Annotated in this window: 17 protein-coding genes and 1 pseudogene; 16 read left to right on the forward strand and 2 right to left on the reverse strand. The window is 47.4% G+C overall.

Features of this window, described 5'->3' with window-relative positions:
- Both Q0339_RS02075 and Q0339_RS02080 read left to right on the forward strand, forming a co-directional pair.
- Positions 1-248 (forward strand): annotated as a pseudogene (locus Q0339_RS02075) (oligopeptide ABC transporter substrate-binding protein); the annotation flags it as partial.
- 223 nt (positions 249-471) lie between these two features.
- Positions 472-2220, forward strand: a complete 1749-nt coding sequence (locus Q0339_RS02080; protein WP_298077122.1) for an oligopeptide ABC transporter substrate-binding protein — start codon at positions 472-474, stop codon at positions 2218-2220.
- 104 nt (positions 2221-2324) lie between these two features.
- On the opposite strand, the gene Q0339_RS02085 is transcribed toward Q0339_RS02080, so the two are convergent.
- A complete protein-coding gene (locus Q0339_RS02085) occupies positions 2325-4073 on the reverse strand; it encodes an oligopeptide ABC transporter substrate-binding protein (protein ID WP_298077124.1) in 1749 nt (582 codons plus the stop codon).
- Between the two features lie 204 nt (positions 4074-4277).
- On the opposite strand from Q0339_RS02085, the gene rnc reads away from it, so the two are divergent.
- From rnc to ffh, 8 genes are all read left to right on the forward strand, one after another.
- Positions 4278-5015: a ribonuclease III gene (rnc, locus tag Q0339_RS02090; protein ID WP_298077126.1), complete on the forward strand. Its 738-nt coding sequence runs from the start codon at positions 4278-4280 to the stop codon at positions 5013-5015.
- 3 nt (positions 5016-5018) lie between these two features.
- The gene (gene smc / locus Q0339_RS02095) at positions 5019-8573 is read left to right on the forward strand and encodes a chromosome segregation protein SMC (protein ID WP_298077127.1); all 3555 of its coding nucleotides are present in this window, start codon (positions 5019-5021) and stop codon (positions 8571-8573) included.
- 38 nt (positions 8574-8611) lie between these two features.
- The gene (locus Q0339_RS02100; protein WP_298077128.1) at positions 8612-9421 is read left to right on the forward strand and encodes a Cof-type HAD-IIB family hydrolase; all 810 of its coding nucleotides are present in this window, start codon (positions 8612-8614) and stop codon (positions 9419-9421) included.
- 38 nt (positions 9422-9459) lie between these two features.
- Positions 9460-10482: a signal recognition particle-docking protein FtsY gene (ftsY, locus tag Q0339_RS02105; protein WP_070755486.1), complete on the forward strand. Its 1023-nt coding sequence runs from the start codon at positions 9460-9462 to the stop codon at positions 10480-10482.
- Between the two features lie 156 nt (positions 10483-10638).
- On the forward strand, positions 10639-11073 hold the full coding sequence (locus Q0339_RS02110) for a hypothetical protein (RefSeq protein ID WP_070755487.1): 435 nt from the start codon (positions 10639-10641) through the stop codon (positions 11071-11073).
- A gap of 131 nt (positions 11074-11204) precedes the next feature.
- Positions 11205-11576, forward strand: a complete 372-nt coding sequence (locus Q0339_RS02115) for a metal-dependent transcriptional regulator (protein ID WP_070755488.1) — start codon at positions 11205-11207, stop codon at positions 11574-11576.
- A gap of 9 nt (positions 11577-11585) precedes the next feature.
- Entirely contained in the window at positions 11586-11906 is a 321-nt protein-coding gene (gene ylxM, locus Q0339_RS02120; RefSeq protein ID WP_298077130.1) for a YlxM family DNA-binding protein, read from the forward strand.
- 65 nt (positions 11907-11971) lie between these two features.
- Complete coding sequence (gene ffh, locus Q0339_RS02125; RefSeq protein WP_298077131.1) at positions 11972-13447, forward strand: signal recognition particle protein; 1476 nt, start codon at positions 11972-11974, stop codon at positions 13445-13447.
- 56 nt (positions 13448-13503) lie between these two features.
- On the opposite strand, the gene Q0339_RS02130 is transcribed toward ffh, so the two are convergent.
- Entirely contained in the window at positions 13504-14706 is a 1203-nt protein-coding gene (locus Q0339_RS02130) for an NADH-dependent flavin oxidoreductase (RefSeq protein ID WP_298077133.1), read from the reverse strand.
- Positions 14707-14856: 150 nt separating this feature from the next.
- Between Q0339_RS02130 and Q0339_RS02135 the strand changes: the two genes are divergently transcribed.
- The 6 genes from Q0339_RS02135 (at position 14857) to Q0339_RS02160 (ending at position 19940) form a co-directional block, all read left to right on the forward strand.
- Entirely contained in the window at positions 14857-15864 is a 1008-nt protein-coding gene (locus Q0339_RS02135) for an LLM class flavin-dependent oxidoreductase (RefSeq protein ID WP_298077136.1), read from the forward strand.
- Positions 15864-16202: a glycine cleavage system protein H gene (locus Q0339_RS02140; protein WP_298077138.1), complete on the forward strand. Its 339-nt coding sequence runs from the start codon at positions 15864-15866 to the stop codon at positions 16200-16202. The genes Q0339_RS02135 and Q0339_RS02140 overlap by 1 nt, the downstream gene beginning before the upstream one ends.
- Before the next feature lie 16 nt (positions 16203-16218).
- Entirely contained in the window at positions 16219-17010 is a 792-nt protein-coding gene (locus tag Q0339_RS02145; RefSeq protein WP_298077139.1) for a protein-ADP-ribose hydrolase, read from the forward strand.
- A complete protein-coding gene (locus Q0339_RS02150; RefSeq protein WP_298077140.1) occupies positions 16991-17866 on the forward strand; it encodes an NAD-dependent deacetylase in 876 nt (291 codons plus the stop codon). The genes Q0339_RS02145 and Q0339_RS02150 overlap by 20 nt, the downstream gene beginning before the upstream one ends.
- 9 nt (positions 17867-17875) lie before the next feature.
- Positions 17876-18898: a lipoate--protein ligase gene (locus Q0339_RS02155; protein ID WP_298077141.1), complete on the forward strand. Its 1023-nt coding sequence runs from the start codon at positions 17876-17878 to the stop codon at positions 18896-18898.
- 310 nt (positions 18899-19208) lie between these two features.
- Positions 19209-19940, forward strand: a complete 732-nt coding sequence (locus Q0339_RS02160) for a metal ABC transporter ATP-binding protein (protein ID WP_298077142.1) — start codon at positions 19209-19211, stop codon at positions 19938-19940.
- The last annotated feature ends 2 nt before the right edge of the window (positions 19941-19942 follow it).

The following is a 19942-nucleotide window of genomic DNA, read 5'->3' on the forward strand; positions in this document are numbered from 1 at the left end:
CTAGTGATCAAAATGATAGCTTACTCAAAGACATCCGCTCTGATGCTTCCTTTGACGCGGATTACCGTAAGGAAGCCTTCAAGAAATGGCAAGACTTCATCATGGATGAAGTCCCAATGGTGCCAACTCTCTATCGTTACCAGTTAACATCCTTTAACAACCGGATTAAGCACTATGATGCAACTCCAGGGGTTGACTTCGACTGGAACCAAGTAGAATTAACGGCCGATTCACCAATCAAGGAATAGGCGTCTAAGAACGCACAAGAGGCTGGGATTATCCCAGCCTTTTTTGTCATTTCTGGGGATGATGGCCTAGTAATTCTGAGTGTTGAGTGGCCTTTTAATGGCTAAAAGCATCGGAATATGATACAAAAATTAAAAAATGGTGAAAAAACTATTGCTTTTCAATATGAAAAGGAGTATAGTAAACTCAATAATCAAATGACACCTATGTTTGGAGGAGAAAAACATGAACAAAACTTTGAGAAAAAGTCTTACCCTCATGGCTACGGCCTTTTCTGTCGGCGCCATTATGGTGCCTTCAGTGACAGCTGTGGCTGAAGGCGATTTGCCCTTATCTGTTTCTAACGAAGGAACAGCCATTGAGGGTGGAGTATTCAAATATGCCTTAGTTGGGGATCCCTTCTCTGGCGCACTCAGCAGTCTTTACGCTGAAAAGTCTAATGACATGAGAATTACTGAGTTCTTCAACCCAGGCCTCTATGGTTCTGATGGCGACTATAAGATTGACGATTCTGGTTTGGCTAAGTTGACCTTTGACCAAGCTAACAAGAAAGTCACCATCAAGATTCCGGAAGGGGTGACCTGGACAGATGGCCAGCCCCTCACCATTGAAGACGTCATCTACCCTTACTATGTAGTAGGGCACAAGGACTATACCGGTATCCGTTATGGTTCTGACTTCAAGAACGTGGTTGGGATGGAAGAATACCATGAAGGTAAGTCTGACACCATCTCTGGTCTTAAGAAGATAGATGATTACACCTTAGAGATTAGCTATAAGGAATTCTCAGCTTCCATGCTCCAAGCAGGTGGTGGGGTATCCTCCTACGTCGAACCTAAGCACATCTTAGAGAAAACACCAGTCAAGGATCTTGAAGATAGCGAACAAGTTCGGACAAATCCAGTTGGCTTTGGGCCTTTCAAGGTTAAATCCATTACCCCAGGTGAGTCTGTTGTCTTCGAACGGAATGACAACTACTACAAAGGCAAGCCTAAATTAGCAGGCCTACAAGTCGATGTGGTCAACGCCTCAACGGCTGTGTCAGAAATGAAGGCAGGTAACTATGACTATGCGTCATTACCAGAGGATGCTTACAACACCTATAAGGATGCAAGCAACTTCAAGACCTTAGGTCGTTTGACAAACGTCTACAGCTACATTGGTTTCCACGTTGGGACTTGGAATAAGGAAAAAGAGCAAGTACAACCAGATGACAGCAAGCCAGTGTCCAATAAAGCGCTCCGTCAAGCCATGGGTTACGCCATTGATAATGATGCCATTGGCCAACGTTTCTACGAAGGCTTACGGGTGCGGGCAAACTCTCCAATTCCATCCATGTTCGCAAGCTACAACGATGGTAGCATCGAAGGTTATACCTACCAACCAGAGAAGGCTAAACAGATCTTGGCTGATGCCGGCTTTGTCGACAAAGATGGCGATGGCTTCGTGGAAGATCCTAAGGGTAATAGCTTCAAGCTGACCTTCGCTTCTATGTCAGGTTCTGATGTAGCTGAACCAATTGCACAATACTATGTTGATGCTTGGAAACAAATTGGGGTGAACGTTGAACTCTATGAAGGTCGTTTGCTTGAGTTCAACACCTTCTACGATCTCCTAGATAAGGACGCAGATATTGATGTCTTCCAAGCTGCCATGGGGGTAGGGGGCGATCCAAACCCATCTACTCAATTTGGTCGCGACAACCAGTTCAACATGATGCGTTGGGCAACTGACGAAAACGATAAGCTCTTAGCAGCTATTAACTCTGATGCAGCCTTCGAAGATGCAGCCCGTAAGAAAGCCTACGATGAATGGCAAAAATACGTAATCGATGAAGCGCCTGTTATCCCAACGCTCTACCGTCATACCCTTGTTTCAATTAACAACCGGGTTAAGCATTATGATATTACCCTAGGTTCTGGGACTGAATGGGAAGAAGTAGAATTGACTGCTGATCAACCTGTCAAAGAATAAGACACAAAAAGATGCAAGAACTTTACAGTCTTGCATCTTTTTTGCTTGAAAAAATAATAGGCTAGGATTACATGAGGTAATCCTAGCCTAGGGCAGTAGCCCAATTATTTGATTGGTTCGTCAGCCGTTAATTCTAACTGCTCGATCCCGAAGCTTGTGCCGTTAGCAACATCATAGTGTTTAACACGGTTGTTGACAGAACGGATACCGTAACGGTAGAGGTAAGGAATAGCAGGAAGTTCTTCGTTGGTGTAAGCTTGCCATGCGTGGAAGGCTTCCTTACGGTAGGCTTCATCGAAGGCCTTGTCAGAAGAGAGGGCTTCTAGCAATTCTTCGTTCTTGTCGTCAGCCCAACGTTCGTAGTTAAATGGTGCTTTCTTACTATAGAAACCAGTTGGATTTGGGTCACCGCCGGTACCCCAAGCTCCTTCGAAGACATCAAAGGATTGGTCATCGCCACGAAGCATTTCAGCATAGGAGTTAAAGTCATAGAGACGACCGTCTAACAATTCGACATTAATCCCTACTTGCTTCCAAGACTCAACGAAGTAGGACCAGAGTGGTTCAGCAATATCGCTAGAGCTACGAGCTAAGAATTTGAGGGTGAATGGCTTACCGTTAGGATCTTCTACGAAGCCGTCGCCATCTTTGTCGACAAAGCCCGCATCAGCTAAGATTTGTTTAGATTTTTCTGGGTCATAAGTAAAGCCAGGAAGATCTGAAGCGTGCACGCTCTTGAAGAGGGAAGGAATCAAGGTGTTGGCACGGAAGCGGAGGCCGCTAAAGAAGCGTTGACCTACAGCATCTGCATCGAAGGCGTAAGCCATGGCTTGTCGTAAAGCCTTTTGTTGGATGACCTTGCTAGTGTCCATCTCAACTTCTTCCTTCTCCTTGTTCCAGCTACCAAACTTGAAGCCAATGTAGGAATAGGTGTTTTCAACTGTCCCAATGGTCTTGAAGTTGGTGGCATCTTTAAAGGTGTCGTAAGCATCAGTTGGCAATTCAGCCAGGTCATAGTTACCAGCCTTCATTTCAGCTACGGCGGTAGATGGGTTGACCACCTCAATGACAGCACCGTCAACTTTTGGTTTGCCCTTGAAGTAGTATTCGTTGGCTTCTAAGACAATGGCTTCACCTGGTGTGATGGATTTGACGCGGAATGGGCCCATACCGACTGGATTTACGCGTACTTGGTCGCTATCGGCAATATCCTTAACGGCAATCTTGTCATAAATATGTTTAGGTTCTACATATGGAGAAATCCCGCCCCCAACTTGCTTCATAGAAGCTGAGAAGGTTTGATAGCTGATTTCTAAGGTATAGTCGTCAATTTTCTTAAGACCTGAAATAGTATCCGTCTTGCCTTCGTGGTAGTCTTCGATCCCGACTACGTTCTTGAAATCTTCTCCGTAACGAATCCCAGTGTAGTCCTTGTGAGCGACAATGTAGTAAGGCGCGATGACGTCATCAATGGTAAGGGGTTGGCCATCTGACCATTTTTGGTCTTTACGAATGGTGATGGTCACTTTCTTGTTCTCTGGATCTAGTTTGGCACTTGCTAAACCGGTATCCTTGATTTGAAGGTTTTCGTCATATTCAAAGAGCCCAGTGTTGATGTAGCCTACGACGCTTAAGTCAGTCGCTTGGTCAGCGACTAGAGAGCTGAAGGCGCCAGCAAATGGTTCGCCAGCAACCTCCGCAATTTTCAAAGTGCCACCTTGAATAGGGGTCCCTTCGTTGTCGACGCTTGTCTCAAGCGCAACTTGCGCATTAACTGCAGGGCTGATGGTCCCTGCCAAGGTAAAGGCAGCCAAGCCTAAAATCGCTGCTTTACGCAGTACGGAATGATTCATTTATATTCCTCCACAAATAATTAATTATAAGATACTGTAACAGTTTACTCCTATTTTCAAGCCTTTTCAAGGCAATATGAGCGAATAGCCTATGTTAAATAACTATTAGACCTTATAGTTTTAGATTATAGCTCGACTTCCCTTTGTCAAAAGGGGGTCAAACGTGATAAAATAGATAGGATGAAAGAGAGGAGGTGAATGGCTATGAATCGGACCATTCGTGTAATAGAAAAGCAGTTGAATCTGACTTTTAATAAGCCGGAATTAATTCAACAAGCCTTTCGCCATACATCCTATGCAAATGAACAAGCCAGACGCCATTTGCCGCATTATGAGCGCTTGGAATTTTTGGGAGATGCCGTTTTAGAACTGCTATCCAGTGAATTTCTCTATCACAGCTATCCAAACTTACCCGAAGGCAAATTAACTCGTATGAGAGCTCAAATCGTACAAGAGAAGAGTTTGGCCTACCTAGCCCGACAACTTAAGTTCAACCACTTCCTCCAATTAGGTAAGGGGGAAGAGTCGAGCGGTGGTCGGGAGCGTGACTCGATTCTAGCTGACTGCTTCGAAGCGGTTCTCGGCGCAATCTATGAAGATCAAGGCATAGAGGTCGCCAAAGACTATCTCAACCGGGTTATGTTCAGTCAACACCAACTCTTGCTTGGCAGAGTAACACAAGACCACAAGACCCTCTTCCAAGAGCGAGTTCAAAAGCAAGGAGCGGTTCAGATTGACTATCGCCTCAAAGATAAGCAGGGTCCTGCCCACGACCAAATTTTTACCGTAGAGCTCTATGTCAACGACCAACTCATTGCCACTGGACAGGGATCTAGCAAGAAGCAAGCCGAAATGCAGGCGGCTGAACAGGGCATGGCATCCGTAGATCCAAAGACTGGCAGTCTCAAGGCGCCAGATTCAACTATTAGAAAGGGAGGTTAAGCCTTGTATTTAGCACGTATTGAAATGACAGGTTTTAAGTCTTTTGCCGATAAGACTGTCATTGAATTTGACCGCGGGATGACGGCGGTCGTTGGCCCTAATGGGTCGGGCAAGTCTAACCTCTCGGAAGCTATCCGTTGGGTCTTAGGGGAACAATCCGCTAAGAGCTTACGGGGCAATAAGATGGAGGACGTCATCTTTAACGGGACCCAAGCCCGTAAGGCGGTCAACCTAGCTAAAGTCACCCTGGTCCTCAATAACGAAGACCGTTACTTGGACTATGATTTTAGCGAAATTTCCATTACGCGTTCCTATAACCGTAATGGGGAATCCCAGTACTTCATTAATAATGAAGCGGTCCGCCTCAAGGACATCGTCGACTTACTCCTAGACTCTGGTTTAGGTAAGAACAGCTTTGCCATGATCTCCCAAGGTAAGGTGGAGTCCATCTTCCTCAATAAGCCGGAAGAACGCCGTTCTATTTTTGAGGAGGCGGCAGGGGTCCAGAAGTATCAATTCCGTAAGCAAGAAGCTGAGCGCAAACTCAGCAAATCCAGCGATCACCTAAGCCGGGTACGGGACATTATTCATGAGTTAGAGCTCCAACTCAAGCCGCTCAAGCAACAACAAGAAGCAGCCTTGCTTTATTTGGAACAGAAGGAAGCCCTCAAGCAATTGGAGATTTCTCTCTATGTCTATCAGGTTGAACAATATCGTGATGCCTGGCAAGCGGCCAAGGCTAAGAATCAGGCCGTTAGCCAAGAATTAGCTCAAGTAACTGCCCAGTTAGAGGCCTTAACCACCCAACTGGAGCAAGAACAAGCCAGCTTAGAGGATTATATCCAACAAATCGACCAAGCATCAGAACGCAATCAAGCCCAGGTTCAAGTCATTGAGCAGACTAGGGCCAAACAACAAATGCTGGATCAACAAATCCAGTTTAATACCTCCAATTTACAGGAGAAGCAGCTGAGCTACCAACAACATCAAGCAGAGGCTCAAGCTCTAACTGAGCGCCTATCAGCCTTGAAGGAAGAAGAAGGCAAGGTTCAGTTGGAAATGGCAGAAATTAAGCAACACCTGGCCAAGCTGGAATCCGAGCGTGCCAGTCTTGCGGGTTTGTCAGAAGATCAGGCTGAGCGCCTGCGGGCAGACTTAATTGATGCCTATCAGGCTGAAGCCAGTGCTAAGAACCAGTTGGCTCACCAAGAACAAATTAAGCAACAAGCCCAAGCACGTCTGGCTCACTATCAAGCTCAGGCTGCTCAAGCCCAGGCGGATCAAGGAGACTTGGAGAGTCAATACCTGGAGGCACAGGAACGCTACGAGAGCAGTCGTGAGGCTCAAGTCAGTGCCCGTCAAGCCTTTCAGACGCTCAATGAGCAGTTACGTCAAGGCAATAGCCAGCGTGAGGCCTTGCAGGCCAAGCTCTTCCAATTTGAGCGCCAAAGCCAGATGCTGGATGCTAAGGTTCAATCCTTGGCCCAGCTGCAAGCAGACTATGCGGGTTATTACGCAGGCGTCAAAGCCATTATGAAGCGTAAAAAGCAATTGCAGGGAATTGAAGGCACAGTGGCGGACCTGATTAAGGTACCGGCTGACTACCAAGTAGCCATTGATACTGCCCTAGGTGCTAGCGTCCAACACGTAGTAGTCACAGATGATGCGGCTGCCCGAGCGGCCATTGCCTACCTCAAGCAAGCCCAAGCAGGGCGTGCTACCTTCCTGCCTCGTGCCAGCATGAAGGCCCGCCATCTAGGCGCTGGGCAAATCCAAACAGCTAGCCAGACAGCTGGTTTTATTGGCCTAGCTTCTGATTTAGTAGAGTTTGACCCAGCCAATCAGATCATTGTGGCCAATTTGTTAGGGACTACTTTGGTCTGTGACCGCATTGAAGCGGCCCAAAGCCTTGCCAAAGCCCTTAAGCATCAGGTCAAGATTGTCACCCTGGATGGAGAAGTCCTCATGCCGGGTGGTTCCATCACAGGTGGACGCCAGAAGCAACAAACTAGCTCCATGTTAGCTCGTAACCAAGAGTATGAAGCAGCCAAGGCCGACATGGCGCAAGTCATCAAGGACCGAGCTCAGGCGGAAGCTGAGTGGCAAGCTTTTCAAGTGCAAATTCAAGACTTGCAGGGGCAGGTGGAAGCCGCTCGACTTAGCATGAGTCAGGCGGATTTAGCCTTTCAACAAGCCCAAGAAGGCTTAGGCCACTTAGCGAGCCAGGTCAAGCATCAATCCCAACATCAATTAATTGCCCAAGACGAAGTCAGCCAGCTTAGCCAGACGATTGCCAATGCGGAAGCCCACTATGCGCAAGCTCAGGAAGACTTAGTGGCAGCCCAAGCAGCCATTGCCCGTCTCAGTCAGGATTTACAACAATTGAACTTGAGTGAAGAGGATCGCCAACAGCAACTACAAGTTCTAGATGCCTCGCTATCCCATTACCGGACTCAAGAAGCCGTTAAGCAAGTAGAAGTGCGGCAGTTGCGACATGATCTGGCGACAGCTAAGAGTCAATTAGAGGAACGTCAGAATTTCCTTATGCAGTATGAGAATCTGGCAGACCAGAATTCTGCCGATTTAGCTGAATTAGAGCGTCAATCGGCTGATTTGCTAGAGCAATTAGCGGACTTAGAGGCCACGGCTCAGGCGCAACAGGCGGAACTTACAGCATTACGAGAAGCGCGGCGGGTTCTCAACGAGACCTATCGGGCTCATGAACAAGAAGATCGCCAACTCCAAGGTCAGCTTCAACAACTTTATAAGGATGAAGCGCGAGCACAGGCTCAGATTGAGAAAAATGAATCCCTGATTGATTCTCACTTGGATTATTTAAGTCAAGAATATCAACTGACCTATGAAGCAGCCAAAACAGAAGCTAGTCAGCTAGAAGATGCTAGTCAAGTTAGCCAACAAGTTAAGCAGATTAAGCGTCAAATTGACAATTTAGGTCCCATTAACTTGGCGGCCATTGACGATTATGCTGCCTTAGACGAGCGTTATACTCATTTACGGGAGCAAGAAACCGATCTGCTGACTGCTATGGGACAATTACAAGAAACCATGGATGAGATGGACGCGGAGGTAATCAAGCGATTCAGCGAGGCCTTCCATCAAATCAACCAACAATTCCAGAAAATCTTTAAGAAACTCTTTGCCGGTGGGGAAGCCGCCCTGCAATTGACGGATCCAAGTGATTTGTTGACAACAGGGATTGACATTATCGCCCAACCGCCAGGCAAGCGTAAGCAGCATCTAGCCCTCCTATCTGGGGGCGAGCGGGCCTTTACTGCCATTGCGCTCTTGTTTGCCATTCTGGAGACGCGTCCTGTTCCCTTCTGTGTCTTGGACGAAGTGGAGGCGGCCTTGGATGATGCCAACGTCTTCCGTTATGGCCAATATTTGCAGAACTTTACTGAAAATACGCAGTTCATCGTCATTACTCACCGTAAGGGGACCATGGAACATGCCGATGTGCTCTATGGGGTTACCATGGAGCAATCAGGTGTCTCCAAGTTGGCTTCAGTACGTTTGAGTGAAGCCAACTACGACTAAGTGTTAGACTCAGACCCATATATAGAAGGAGGAAGGCTATGATTAAGCTAATTGCCATTGACCTTGATGGTACCTTACTTAATGCTCAAAAAGAAGTATCCCAGGCTAACCGCCAGGCACTAGCCTATGCTAAATCCAAGGGGGTCAAGGTAGTGCTCTGTACCGGCCGACCTTACTTTGCCATGAAACATTTCCTAGCTGATTTAGGCTTGGTAGACCCAGAAGATTACATTGTGACCTTCAACGGTGGTATGGTCCAAAAGGCTCAGGATGGCCAGGTATTAGTCTCTAATACCTTAGGGACATCAGATGTCTTGGCTTGGTATCAAGTGACACAAGATTTGGATTTACCAATTAATGTCATTGATGCCGATTGTCTCTATGAGCCGACTGCCTATCCTGCAGGCTATCCATCCCTCTACTTGGAAAATGTCACCAATGTGCCGAGTGTGGTCCAAGACTATAGGACCTTTGATCCAGATCATGCCTTCAATAAATTCGTCATTGTCACCACTCAGGAACATTTGGATGCTCAAATTCCTAAGTTGGATCCGGATTTCAAGGACCAATACGCGGTCTTCAAGTCACGCTCCTTCTTCCTTGAAGTCATGAAAAAAGGCGTCAGCAAGGGTGATACCCTAGCTAAATTAGGGGAACTCTTAGATATTAGTCCGCAAGAAATGATGACCATGGGGGACCAAGAAAACGATCTGTCCATGATTGAATTAGCAGGTCTAGGCGTAGCCATGGGCAATGCGACCGATCAAGTCAAGGAAGCCGCCCAATATGTCTCCTTGACCAATGAGGAAGATGGCGTAGCTCACGCTATTCATAAATTTATCGTATAAAACAAAAGTCAGCTAAGACTTAGAAAAGGGGTGAACCCATGGGGTTATTTGATCGTATACGGCGTGCCTTTACCGGGGAAGATGCCGTTGTCAAAGAAGAAGAAGTAAAAAAAGAAGACCAGATAGTCATTGACTCCTACGACCAAGGGACAGCCAAGACCCGTCGCAACTTCACTGATATTATGACCAATCTCTTCACCAGCTTCCGTGAAGTGGACGAGGAGTTCTATGAGGACTTGGAAGAAGCCTTTATCGGGGCGGACGTTGGTTTTGCGATGACTATCGCTATTACTGATGCCATTCGTGATGAAATCGAACGGACAGGCGTCCACAAGCCAGAAGATGTCAAGCGCGTACTCCTTGAAAAAATGGTTCAAGTCTATGAGCGAGGCGGCCAAAATCTGGTTTCACTTAAGGAGAACCCAGATGGTCCGACGGTTATCCTCTTTGTCGGGGTTAATGGGGTAGGGAAAACAACATCGGTCGGTAAGATTGGTTATCAGCTCAAGCAAGAAGGTCACAAGGTCCTCATGGCAGCTGCCGATACCTTCCGGGCTGGTGCTGTTGAGCAACTGAATGTCTGGGGCGAGCGTCTGGACATTCCAGTGGTAACGGGCAAGGCCCAAGGCGACCCTGCCGCTGTTGTCTATGATGCGGTTAAGAAAGCCAATGCGGAAGGCTATGACTATCTCTTAGTCGATACGGCCGGTCGTTTACAGACCAAGGCCAATCTCATGGAAGAATTGGCTAAGATTAAGCGGATTATTGAGCGTGAGAACCCAAATGGGGTCCAAGAAGTCCTATTAGCTTTGGACGCGACAACCGGGCAAAATGCGCTCATCCAGGCCAAACAATTCAATGAAGCAACTGAAATTACCGGCTTGGTGCTGACTAAGTTAGATGGAACAGCCAAAGGGGGCGTAGTCCTCTCCATTCGCTATGAATTGGATATTCCAGTTAAGTACATTGGTCTCGGTGAGAAGGCGACTGACTTGAAGAAGTTTGATGCTGAAGCCTATATGTACAGCTTGGTCAAGGATGTTCTAGAAGTAAAAAATTAAGATAGCGAGAGGTTGGGTTAGCCTGGCCTCTTTTTGTAATGGAGATGAAGTCGCTGTGATTTGGATTATCGCAATCTTAAGGAAAACTTTACTTGCGTGTGGGATTTTTTTAGGGTAGGATAAGATGTTAACAATCTATCTGTTTGAGGAGGTCCTATGGAAAAACAATCTTCCTTTAAGTTTGTCATTCAATATAATCTACTTTTATCCATCTTTGCTAGTACGGCCATTTCAGCCGCTATTTTAATAAAATATAGTCAGTTTTCTTGGGGGCAGTTGGCCGTGGATACGACACAAGCCATTATTATCAGTGTCTTGGTCGGCGTGGGCTTTCCTTTTGACTTGATTACCAAGCCACTTAAGTCAACTCTGTCATTAAGCGGCTGGCCTTTGCGTTTGGCAACGAACGCCATGATTTGTGCGATAGTCGCGGCGGTTGTGACCATCTATTTCAAGCTGCTAATCTTTGGCTTTGGGCCGGCAACTGGCCCTGCCTTCCTAGCCGATTATCCCTTGTCCTGGGCAGTTGGGGTAAGTGTGGCTTTTATTCTAGAACCTTACCTCTTATCATTTTTGCAAGCAGATAGTTAAAATAACCTAGTGCTCTTTGGGCACTAGGTTGTTTTTATAACAATAAGACTTAGGCAGGCCTAATCCAGTTTGTCTTGACTCTAGAAACATGGTAGAATAAGACAAGAAGGATTAGGAGACGAGGTGTCGCAATGAAAAAAAGCCAAAGTCAAGAAGACTACCTTAAGTTCATTCACGAGGCAGGTCATGGCCAATATGTTTCTAACAAGGAAATTGCCACTGGTCTCAATGTAGCCCCTCCTTCGGTGAGTGAGATGATTACTAAATTGGCCCAAGAAGGCTTGGTAGCCTACAAGCCCTATAGTGGGGCCATGCTGACGCCTCAAGGCAAGAAATTAGCCATTGAATTAGTGCGTAAGCATGAAATCTGGGAATATTTCTTAGAGCACAAACTAGGCTATACTAAGACGGAAGTCCATGAATTGGCGGAGCTCTTAGAACATGCAACTTCAACGGATTTGGCCAATCGCCTGGCAGCCTATATCCAATATCCTGAAGGGTAGGCGGCTCTAATGGATTTAGCAAAAGTAATGCGAGTCAACCAGTTGCTTGGTTTTTACGGCGGGCTTCTGACTGACAAGCAACAAGCCATGCTAGGGCTCTACTATGAGGAAGATTTTTCCCTGGCTGAAATTGCCGACCACTATGACATTAGTCGCCAGGCTGTCCGGGATAATTTGAAGCGGGCTGAACAGACTTTAGAGCACTATGAAGATCAGCTCCATCTCTTAGCACGGCGAGAGGCAAGACTAGCCTTGCTAGACCAGCTAGCCAATCATACCAATGAGGCGGGTCAGGCTTTCCTAGCAGAAATACGGGCTATGGATCAGTAGACCAATTTATAAGATAAAATCAATAGAGGAGGCTAGGTCAGTCCTAGCCAAGAAGGAGGAAAACAATGGCGTTTGAAGGATTATCCGAACGCTTGCAGAATGCCATTAGCGGCATTGGTGCCGGAGGTACCATTAGCGAAGCAGACTTAAGACAGATGATGCGGGAGATTCGTCTAGCCCTCTTAGAGGCCGACGTCAACTTCCAAGTGGTGAAGAGTTTTGTTAAGACAGTCAATGAACGGGCCTTGGGCTCAGATGTCTTGGCTTCTTTATCACCCGCTCAACAAGTAGTCAAGATTGTTGACGAAGAATTAACTGCCCTCATGGGTGGCGAACAGGTGCCGCTTAACTTTGCGACCCAACCGCCAACCATTATTATGATGGCCGGTCTCCAAGGGGCCGGGAAGACAACAACCGTAGGTAAGTTGGCCAAATACGTCCAAGCCCAAGGCAAGAAGCGGCCTTTACTGGTGGCAGGCGATATTTACCGTCCAGCTGCCATTGCCCAGCTTCAAACTATCGGCCAGCAACTAGGTTTTGATGTCTTTAGCTTAGGTTCAGATGTCAGCCCGGTAGAAATTGCCCGTCAAGCGGTGGCTCAAGCCCGCATGCAAGGTAATGACGTAGTCTTAATCGATACGGCAGGTCGTCTGCACGTCGATGAGACCCTGATGGAAGAGTTGCGCCAAATTAAGGCAGCGGTTAACCCACACGAAATTCTGCTGACTGTGGATGCCATGACCGGTCAGGATGCCGTCAACGTGGCCAAGTCATTTAACGATTCTCTGGATATTACCGGGGTTATTATCACCAAGTTAGATGGGGATACCCGGGGTGGGGCGGCCTTATCTATCCGCTCGATTATCGACCGTCCAATTAAGTTCACCGGTCAAGGTGAAAAACTAGACGCCCTGGAGCCATTCTACCCAGACCGTATGTCTAGCCGGATTCTGGGTATGGGGGACATGATGACCCTGATTGAGAAAGCTCAACAGGAGTTTGATGAAGCCCGCGCCCAAGAGATGGCTGATAAGATTAAGGCCAATAGCTTTGACTTTAATGACTTTATCGAGCAAATGGACCAAGTCAACAAGATGGGCCCACTCAAGGACTTGATTAAGTTAATCCCTGGGATTAACAAGATTCCTGGCCTAGATGAATTGGATGTCAACCAGAAGGATATGGCGCGTGTTAAGGCCATTGTCCTCTCCATGACACCAGCCGAACGTGAGAATCCAGACATTATTTCTCAGAGCCGTCGTAAACGGATTGCAGCAGGTTGTGGTCAGTCGCTAGCCGATGTTAACCGCATGATTAAACAGTTTAATCAGTCACGCGATATGATGAGCCAAATGTCTAATGGTAAGATGGGCGGTATGAAGAAAATGATGGCCCAACTCCAACAAGGCGGCGGTGGCTTCCCAGGTATGGGTGGCGGCGGTATGAGCGATACCGACTTCATGACACCAGAACAGTTAGCTAAACGTAAGGCTGAAAAGGACTTACAACGCAAACTCAAAAAATTGAAGAAACGTCGTTAAGACAAGTAAAGAGGCTGGATATTCCAGCCTCTTTTTCTATCTATATAATAGGAAGTTTAAACTTCTTTGAAGGTCTTATCACCGTCATAATTCTGCTCTAGCTTGCGGAATTGGTCGCGAGTATCTTGTGGCAGGGCTTGGCCGATATCCATCATGCGGACAATGTCCTTGAAGGCGGCTTGAGGAATAGCCAAGTCTGCCAAGTCTTCAGGACTAATCTGCAGATTAATCGGATCAGGATCTCCTGCAGCAAACTTATTGACAAAGTCTGGATCCACCACAAAGGGGGTAGAAATCCCCACTAATTCAGCATGTTCTAAGGCTTCTTGGGCCTTGGCAATAGAGTTAATGCCACCCGTTACCATGAGAGGAAGTCGACCGGCTAGATGCTCATGGACGACTTGGTTAATTAGACGGCCTTGATGGGGTCCCGCAGCTCTCACGCGGTTACGGAAGACATCCCGCCCCCAACTTGCTAGGCAGAGGTAGTCCAAGGGGACACGTTCTAAAATCCAATCCGTCACTTGATTGAATTCTTCTACTGTATAGCCCACTTCTTGGCCGCGCGTTTCCTCAGGCGTACAGCGATAGCCTAGGATAAAGCCAGGCGGCGCCAGTCGCTCGACGACCTCCATAATGGCTTCCCAAATTTCTAAGATCAAGTGAGCGCGATTTTCTAGACTATCAGCCCCATATGCATCCGTCCGCTGGTTAGAGAAGGTAGATAAGAAGGACTGAGGCAGCAAACGTTGGGCACTGGATAACTCGATGCCGGCAAAGCCCGCTTGAATGGCCCGTCGCGTTGCATCCGCATAGTAGCCAATGATGGCCTTTATCTGTGACTGATCTAAGGCATTGACTTGATGGGGGATAGGGGAATTCAGGGTCATTGGGCTCGGCCCGTAAACATAGCCCTGCCGACGTAAGTAAGGCTCCGCAAATCGTCCCGCGTGGGTCAATTGGATGAGCGCCTTGGCGCCATCTTGCTGCATAGCCTGAGCTAGTTTTGTCAAACCCGGCACACAGACATCCTCAGCTAGACTGGGTCCAAATTCGAAGAGTTGTCCCTGGGGATGAATGTAGGCAGCCCCGGTGATTTGTAGGGGGGCGGACTGAGCTCGGCGGCGTGAGTAGGCCAAGTCTTCTTCTGTAATGTGACCTTGCGCGGTTGAGGAATTGGTAGTCATAGGTGAGAGGACGAAGCGATTGGCTAAGGTATGGGTACCTAGACCTAGTGGGCTAAGCAGGGGTGATGGCATGTGAGACACTCCTTCGGCAGCTGTTCAAGCAGCTAGCATAATCAGATACTTACACGTTAGCATGAAAATTTCATCTGGTCAAACACCATGAGTTGACATTCCCCTTGGTCTGATTGATAATAAAATTATTGATAAGAATGGAGGGCTCACATGTTACTAAGTGTTTTGGATTATGCCATGGTAGACAGTGGCCGAACAAGTCAAGAAGCCCTAGGGGAGACAGTAGCCCTGGCTCAATTAGCAGATGAATTGGGCTATCACCGTTTCTGGGTGGCCGAGCACCATCAGGTGCCAGCCCTAGCCAGCGCCAGCCCGGAGCTCATGATCATGCATTTGCTAGGGAAAACGCAGCGCATTATGATTGGTTCGGGTGGCATCATGCTACCTCACTACCAGCCTTATAAGGTAGCAGAGTGGGTGACTACCCTCAGGTCCCTCTATCCAGGTCGTGTCAATGTGGGCTTAGGAAATAATCCAGGTACCAGCTCTGTCAGAGAATTGATGGGCACGGGTGAACTTAAGCGCTCAGATTATGCCCAGCAAGTGACGGATTTGGTTCAGTACTTGGCGGATCCAGAATCAGTTGGTTTGCACGCGCCAGGACCTAGCCAGGAGGCCCTATGGTTGCTGTCGGCTGGCCTTCACTCAGCCCAGTTAGCAGGAAGTTTGGGTCAGGCTTATGTCTATGGCTATTTCCTAGCACCAGGCAAAGACCCACTTGCCAGTGCCCAAGAAGCCTTAAATACTTATCGAGCTGCCTGCCAAGAAGCAGGCCACGCACCACAGGCTAGCCTGGCGGTCTTTGTGGTCTTAGGTCAGGATGAGACTCAGTGTCAGCAACTCCTATCAGCCTTAGACATCTGGCAACTGGGTAAGCAAGATTATGCTGAATTCAAGACCTTTCCAACAGTCCAGGAGGCGGCCGCTTATCCCCTAAGTCAGGAGGACCGAGCACAGATAGAAATCAACCGTCAGCGTGTGGTCGTAGGCACCCTCGATCAAGTCAAGCAGCAGCTAGATGACTTGGCAGCTAGTCTAGACCTTGAGGAGCTTATGGTTATTCCCTTAGTGCCAGATATTAAAAAACGTCAAGCAACACTCCAGGCTTTAGCACAAGCCTATCAACTCAATCAAGATAAGAAATCGGAGGAATTATAATGAAGAAATTAGGTAATTATTTATGGGTTGAAAAAGAAGGGGATATCTACACCCTCAGCATGACCCCAGAATTACAAGACGATGTCGGAACGGTCGGCTATGTGGAATTTACCCGCCAAAGCCAAGTCGAGGCTGGCGACTCCCTCTTAAGTTTGGAAGCCTCTAAGACGGTTTTAGATATTTTTTCACCCCTATCTGGTCGCATTGTGGAGCTTAACTCCGCCGCTCAAGATCAGCCAACCTTGCTTAACTCAGCTAATCCAGCAGAATCTTGGCTGGTGCGCTTGACTGATGTTGAGGAAGCAGCCTTCTTGGCTTTACCAGATCCGCTAGACTAAGAGAGGTGGGGCTGACATGTTTGAGCAAGATTTGGATGCCCTGATTCGTCATCTTGGGGCTAGCCCTGAGCCGGGGACTGATGAAGAAAAGTTCCGGCAATATCGTGGCTTAGTCAATCAACGCTTGCCTTATCCAGTTAGTCAGGACTACCTCGATTTGGAAAGTCGCTTCTTGGCAGCCTGGCGCCAGCAGGAACCTATCTATCACTTGGCTGATTGCCAGAAGACAGCGCACCCCTCACTTTATCTCTGGCAGGGGGATATTACCCGTTTGGCGGTAGATGCCATTGTTAATGCAGCTAATTCAGCCATGCTAGGTTGCTTTGAACCTAACCATTATTGCATTGATAACCAGATTCATACCTTTGCCGGCGTTGGTTTGCGCTTGGCCTGTGCCGATTTGAAAAAGGCCCGTGGTGGTAAGCCGCTGCCTGTCGGTCAAGCTCTCATGACACCCGGCTTTAATTTACCAGCCAAGCAGGTCATTCATACGGTAGGGCCACGCATTCATCATTTGCCAGTATCGCCCATGATGCAGGACCTACTCAAAAAGGCTTATCGGGCTTGTTTGGCTTGTGCCGACCAAGCGGGTTTGGAGACAATCGCTTTCTGCTGTATTTCGACCGGTGAATTTTCCTATCCTATTGAAGAAGCGACTCCAATTGCCATTGAAACGGTCGCCGCTTATCTAGCGGAGACGGGTTCCAAGCTCAAGGTCATCTTCAATGTCTGGACAGATAGCCAGTACCAACTCTATCATGACTTACTTAATTCCAAGGAGGCCTCCCATGTGGCAAGCACTAACTAAAACCTATCCTAATCAAGCCCAGCAACTCTTGGTCCTGCTTAAGGAAGCAGAGGCAGTAGTTGTGGGGATTGGAGCCGGCATGTCAGCCGCGGATGGTTTTACCTATATTGGCCCACGTTTCCAAGAGGCTTTTCCTGACTTTATTGAAAAGTATGGATTTCTTGATATGTTGCAGGCTAGTCTCTTTGATTTCCCTAGTTGGTCGGAATATTGGGCCTTCCAAAGTCGCTTTGTCTGCCTCAACTACTTGGATCAGCCCGTGGGTCCATCTTACTTGGCTCTCAAAGACTTACTCAAGGACAAGGACTATCATATCATAACGACCAATGCCGATAATGCCTTCTGGGTGGCAGATTATGATCCCAAGAAGGTCTTCCATATCCAGGGGGAGTATGGCTTGATGCAGTGCAGTCGCCATTGCCATGCCCAGACCTATCGAGATGATGCGCTGATTCGCCACCTAGCTCAGCACCAAGTCCAAGGTCAGGTGGCTTATGAAGATATTCCTCTCTGTCCTAAGTGCGGGGCACCGCTAGAAATCAACAAGCGAAATGCTGAAAAGGGCATGGTGGAAGATGGAGACTTTATGGCCCAATTGGGTCGCTACAAGGATTTCTTGGCTAGCCATGAAGGGGACAAGGTGCTCTATCTTGAAATCGGGGTAGGTTTTACCACACCACAATTTATTAAGCAACCTTTCCACCAAGCGGTCATGGCCAATCCGGATGCCATCTTGGTGACCTTAAATCAAAAACAATATCGCATGCCACGTGCCATTCAAGACCGGACGGTCTGGCTGTCTCGAGACAGTAAAGACCTCTTGTTGGCCTGTGCGGCTGCAGCTAATCAAGCCTAGGAGGATGAGATGTATCTAATTGAACCTATTCGCAATGGCCAATATCTGCCTGATGGGGCCTTAACGCTGGCTATGCAGGTCTATGTTCTTAATCATTTAGACTTAGACGAGACCATACTTTTCCCTTATTACTGTAAGCCTAAGGTGGAAATCGGTCGCTTCCAGAACGCAGAGGTGGAAGTCAACCATGACTATCTTAAGGAACATGATATTCAGTTAGTCCGTCGTGACACGGGCGGTGGGGCGGTCTACTGCGATCAGGGGGCCGTCAATGTCTGCTATATTATGCCAGGCGATACCAATATCTATGGCAACTATCAACGTTTCTACGCACCCGTTGTCAAACTCTTACATGATATGGGGGCAAGTGAGGTCGAGCAAAGTGGTCGTAATGACCTGACGGCGCTAGGCAAAAAGGTATCTGGTGCCGCCATGACCATGGTAGCTGGTAAGATTTATGGTGGTCATTCCCTCCTATTAGATGTCGATTATGAAGCCATGGTGGAAGTGCTCAATCCTAACCGTAAGAAAATTGATTCTAAGGGCATTAAATCGGTGCGCAGCCGGGTTATGGGCTTGCGCGAACTCTTGGATGAGCCCTATCGTCATATGACCATTGATCAGTTTAAGGATGAGGTTATTTGCCGTCTAATGGGGATTGACTCCATTGATCAAGCCAAGCGTTATCAGCTGACTGAAGAAGATTGGACAGCCATTGAAGCCCTGGCTGATTCTAAATATCGCAACTGGGAATGGAACTATGGAAATTCGCCACGCTATAGCTATAATCGCGATGCTCATCTGGGAATCGGGACTGTAGAGTTCAGCCTAGAAGTTGAGGCTGGTCGCATTAGCAAATGCCGTATCTATGGTGATTTCTTCGGTAAAGGGGCCATCCAAGATATTGAAGAAGCCTTGCTAGGAACAGCTGTTACCAAGCAAGATTTATTAGCGGTCCTATCCAAACAGGACTTGGCTCATTATTTTGGCCCAGTCACCGCCCAAGAGCTGGTGGACTTAATCCTATCCTAACATTTCGGCTCCTGTCCTTTGAAAAGGGCGGGGCTTTTTTTTTGATGCGGCTTGAAAAATTTTCGTCATTAATTTTTTGGTGGGTGTCTCAAATGGAGTGGCCAAAACTAATATCACTGCTAACAAGAAACCGATATAATGAGTTAGCCATGAAAAGCGCCTATCACCATAGATAAACATAAGTTTGAAAGCTAAAAGCTTCTAAACCTAAAATCACAAGAAAAATTTTTGCAAACCTAAACATTTTAGGTTGACCTAATCTTTTCTCTGGTGTACAATATAATTAGCGGTAAGAGAGGAGATGATTCATGTGATTAAGACACAGGATCTAACGGTCAGTTATGACAATCAAGTGGTCGCTTTGGAAGGGGTTAACCTAGAATTAGCAGGTCCGACCATTACCGGCATTATTGGGCCCAACGGTGCTGGTAAATCTACTTTTGTCAAAGCAATCTTGAATATGGTAGACCATGATGGCCAGATTTTTCTGGACGGGGTGCCTGCCAAGAAGATGCTGAAGAAAGTAGCTTACGTCGGACAAAAGAGTGACATTGATTTCAACTTTCCAATTAAGGTCAAAGAATGTGTCTCCTTAGGCACGTATAGTAATCTCGGTATTTTCCGCAAGGTAAGTAAGAAAGAATGGAATAAAGTTGAAAAAGCGCTCGCCCAAGTTGGCTTGAGTGACTTCGCTAACCGACAAATCTCAGCCCTCTCGGGTGGACAGTTCCAACGCGTTCTGATGGCGCGCTGTCTGGTTCAAGAAGCAGATTACATCTTCTTGGACGAGCCCTTTACTGGGATTGATTCGGTCAGTGAAGAGATTATTATGAAGATCTTGAAGGACCTCAAGAACCAAGGCAAGACCGTCTTGATTGTCCATCATGATTTGCATAAGGTACGGCGTTACTTCGATCAGTTGATTATCATCAATAAGCAACTGATTGCTGTAGGGCCTACTGAGCAGGTATTTAATGACCAGAATATGAAGGCCGCCTATGGCGACAGTGTTTATTTTGGTAAGGGAGGTGACCAGGTATGACC

The sequence above is a fragment of the uncultured Abiotrophia sp. genome (assembly GCF_938010525.1).
In the GTDB taxonomy this organism is placed as follows: Bacteria; Bacillota; Bacilli; order Lactobacillales; family Aerococcaceae; genus Abiotrophia.

Bases quoted from the DNA above. Each gene is read 5' to 3' on its own strand.
- Q0339_RS02080 (WP_298077122.1), top strand. From the start codon at position 472: ATGAACAAAACTTTGAGAAAAAGTCTTACCCTCATGGCTACGGCCTTT.
- Q0339_RS02085 (WP_298077124.1), bottom strand. From the start codon at position 4,073: ATGAATCATTCCGTACTGCGTAAAGCAGCGATTTTAGGCTTGGCTGCC.
- rnc (WP_298077126.1), top strand. From the start codon at position 4,278: ATGAATCGGACCATTCGTGTAATAGAAAAGCAGTTGAATCTGACTTTT.
- Q0339_RS02100 (WP_298077128.1), top strand. From the start codon at position 8,612: ATGATTAAGCTAATTGCCATTGACCTTGATGGTACCTTACTTAATGCT.
- ftsY (WP_070755486.1), top strand. From the start codon at position 9,460: ATGGGGTTATTTGATCGTATACGGCGTGCCTTTACCGGGGAAGATGCC.
- Q0339_RS02110 (WP_070755487.1), top strand. From the start codon at position 10,639: ATGGAAAAACAATCTTCCTTTAAGTTTGTCATTCAATATAATCTACTT.
- Q0339_RS02115 (WP_070755488.1), top strand. From the start codon at position 11,205: ATGAAAAAAAGCCAAAGTCAAGAAGACTACCTTAAGTTCATTCACGAG.
- ylxM (WP_298077130.1), top strand. From the start codon at position 11,586: ATGGATTTAGCAAAAGTAATGCGAGTCAACCAGTTGCTTGGTTTTTAC.
- ffh (WP_298077131.1), top strand. From the start codon at position 11,972: ATGGCGTTTGAAGGATTATCCGAACGCTTGCAGAATGCCATTAGCGGC.
- Q0339_RS02130 (WP_298077133.1), bottom strand. From the start codon at position 14,706: ATGCCATCACCCCTGCTTAGCCCACTAGGTCTAGGTACCCATACCTTA.
- Q0339_RS02135 (WP_298077136.1), top strand. From the start codon at position 14,857: ATGTTACTAAGTGTTTTGGATTATGCCATGGTAGACAGTGGCCGAACA.
- Q0339_RS02140 (WP_298077138.1), top strand. From the start codon at position 15,864: ATGAAGAAATTAGGTAATTATTTATGGGTTGAAAAAGAAGGGGATATC.
- Q0339_RS02145 (WP_298077139.1), top strand. From the start codon at position 16,219: ATGTTTGAGCAAGATTTGGATGCCCTGATTCGTCATCTTGGGGCTAGC.
- Q0339_RS02150 (WP_298077140.1), top strand. From the start codon at position 16,991: ATGTGGCAAGCACTAACTAAAACCTATCCTAATCAAGCCCAGCAACTC.
- Q0339_RS02155 (WP_298077141.1), top strand. From the start codon at position 17,876: ATGTATCTAATTGAACCTATTCGCAATGGCCAATATCTGCCTGATGGG.